Annotated in this window: 2 protein-coding genes and 1 pseudogene; all 3 read right to left on the bottom strand. The window is 53.4% G+C overall.

Annotated features, from left to right (window positions below; all coding sequences use genetic code 11):
• A pseudogene (locus tag NW846_RS12395) lies at positions 1-876 on the bottom strand (macrocin O-methyltransferase); the annotation flags it as partial.
• A 27-nt stretch (positions 877-903) separates the two neighbouring features.
• Positions 904-1,806 (bottom strand): hypothetical protein, encoded by a 903-nt coding sequence (locus NW846_RS12400; protein WP_414516166.1) that lies wholly within the window; start codon positions 1,804-1,806, stop codon positions 904-906.
• Positions 1,807-2,096: 290 nt separating this feature from the next.
• Positions 2,097-2,917 (bottom strand): FAD-dependent oxidoreductase (locus tag NW846_RS12405; protein WP_414516168.1); only part of this gene is annotated, 821 nt, incomplete at its 5' end.

Consider the following 2,917-nt stretch of genomic DNA (forward strand, 5'->3'; position numbering starts at 1 on the left):
TCTGATTGGAGAAGAATGGCTTCTAGGATACCAAAGACTGGCTTCAACTTTGAAGCCATCGGTAGTGCTAGCTATAAGAGTTTCTCTGTCCTTAGTTTCGTAGGTGATGTGTAGAATGCCTATTGGGCTGTAAGGTCTCCATGGCTCAACCCAAAGTTTTCTATGAGAGTCCCACAGAGGTATTCTGCTGTGAACTGTCCAGTTGCAAGTCAAGGGTAAAATCTGAATACTGCCTAGCCCTAAGTCGTTGTAGATAGCTAAGTTTAGGGCATACTGGTCTGAGTATAAATCTAGACTCATGGAAATAGCTTGCTTCGTTCTATTTCTCCATGCTAGCCAGTGAACAGTATGGTTACTTCCAGAGAACACTCCAGCACTTAAGACTGGTCTAATATATAGGTGGTTGTAAGTATGTTCAAAGTACCTAAAGTATCTCGAGAGGTGAAAACTTTGATGAGAGAATGGAAGAGGAGTGAAAAGTGTGTTCAGTAGCTCGGGAACCATTGCAAAACCTTTGTGTATTGCTGCACTAGCAAGCAGTTCAACTGCAGACCAGTCTTGTACCCAAGCGTCTGCATCAATCCAAATGTAAGCTTCATAGCCTGGAAAGTACTCAGGTAGAAAAGCCCTGGACAGCAGCGCTCTAAGATAGCTGGGGTACCTGTCAGCATCTGACACATCATAGTTCCACTCTGGCTCAACAATGTGGTCGACATATCGACTTATCCATTGCAACTGCTCTGGTGTGCATCCTACATCAAAAAATCCAATATCTACAGATTGGCCCTGTGGCTTTTCTCGAATAGATAGAATAGTTCCCTGAACAAATTCAAAGTACTTGCTGTCGGCACTTGTGACGATGATAGTTGAGTTCATGACTTTTACCTCACCCTCTCTGAGAACTTACTTTTTGCTGGGAAGCTGGAATCTGTTTATGTAACAAAAGGCCCCGATTTGACCTGCTATGATTTCCCTCTGCCAGAGGAGATGGGATTGATCCAGCATTTGGTCAATCTGCTTGCGGTCTTGCTCAGAAGTAAACTCCACGTAAATCACCTTGATGTCTTTGAGCTGCTCTTGCAAGCTGGTCAACACCTCCACCTCCTCTCCACCTGTAGCCACCCTGAGCACATCGATGGGCTCCAAACCCAACTCCTTGAGGGCTGCCCTGGCTTCCCGGAAAGGGAGCACCTGCTCCACTCCCCACTTCGCTTGAGGATCTTCCGGCCAGAGCCGACAAGTTCTGCAGCTATTCTGCCCCGCCAGCCCCACTGGATGCACAAAGCAGTTGCCCAGGCCAAGAGCATTCTGCTGCAGCAGGTGCAAGGCCAAGGGATCCACCTCAAAACAATGAATGGCCGCCTCAGGGCAGAAACCCCGAAAACAAACGCTACCAAGGCCTACCCCAGCTCCGATGTCGATAACCGTCTGCACCTGACTAGACAGAAACACAGGAAAGTTAAGGTACGTCCTCTTGTAAAAAACGGTGTCTGGGTAGAGCTTTACCATAAGCCTGAGTTTGCCAAAGTCAAAGCCAGTCAACACTGCTGCTTCCGTTAACTTACTGGCATTGGCCAAAAGAAGTTGGTGGTCCTCTGCCAAGACAAAAGCAAAGTTAGCCCTCACAGGCCGCCCCAGCCGCTGCAAGTCTCCCACCGCGCACACCACCGCATCAAAGCTGGGCCAACTGGCTGGCTCCCCTCTCACCTCATGAACTCGCTCGGGCACTCCCTTCTGCTGCAGCAGGGCACAGGGATCCCCAAACCCCTCTTCCACGTACAGCTCCAGCCGCGGCAGGTCCAGCAAGTCTGCTGCTATCACTTCCGGACAGCCGCAACTATAGCCAATAAGGATTTGAGGGGTGGCTGGAGAGATACTGAATACCGAGTTTGAAGAGGACATCTGTGTTGATTCTGGACAATGTCCTGATTCAAAGGCCTACAGCCTGCTTTCGGGAACGGACGCTATCTTACTGGCTAGCGTCTCATTGTTGTTTGAATTGACCATCAACTGCCTCCCAAACCCTCTGCGCCGCTCAACCCTCATCCCCTGCCCCTCTCCCAGAGGGAGAAGGGAGTAGCAAGGATAAGGGCAACCTAAACCAAATCCGCTGCCACCCGGTGGGCGCAGGCAAAGCCGGAGAAGGCAACGGCATTGAGCCCTTGGCCGGGGAAGGTGCTATCCCCCACGCAGTACAAGTTGGGGATGGCGGTGCGATTGAAAGGCATGCCCAGCAAGCCCCAGGGATCCCGGCTGGGGATAGGCCCATAGGTGCCGTTGCTGCGGCTCAAGAAGCGGCGGTGGGTGCGGGGGGTGCCTATCTCCTTCAGTTCAATGTGGGATCCCAGTTGAGGCCAAAGGGCCTCCAGGCGGCGGATAAGCCGGTCGGCGGCTTGCTGTTTCTGGGTCTGGTACTGGCTTGGGCTTAACCCTTGCCAGGTGGATATCCAACTGGGGGTAAAGGCATGAACAATGTGGCGGCCCGGGGGAGCCAGGTCGGGATCCAACAGGGTGGGGACGGAGACGAAAAGGGTGCCCTGCTCAGCCTCCATCTGATCCCAGTCTTCCAGGAGAATGTGGTGACAATAGCGTTCGCCGGCCAGGGCCTCGGCCCGCACCCCCAGGTGCAAGCTTAAAAAGCTAGGGGATTGCTGGTAGCGTTTTTGCCACTGCCGCTCCGCCCTGGGCAGGGATCCCGGCCATAGGCGCTCAAAGGTGTCCCAGCGGGTGGCATTGGAGATGATTGTGCGGGCAAAGAGCTTTTCCCCGCTGGCCAGTTCTACGCCCACCGCCCGACCTCTTTCTTCCAGGATCCGCCGCACGGGTGCTTTGTAGCGGATCTGCCCGCCATGGGCCTCTAGTCCCTGGGCCAGCTTTTGGGCGATCTGCCCCACCCCCCCTTTGGGATAGTTGCCAC

Source organism: Synechococcus sp. W60.3, assembly GCF_047502615.1.
GTDB lineage: Bacteria > Cyanobacteriota > Cyanobacteriia > Thermostichales > Thermostichaceae > Thermostichus.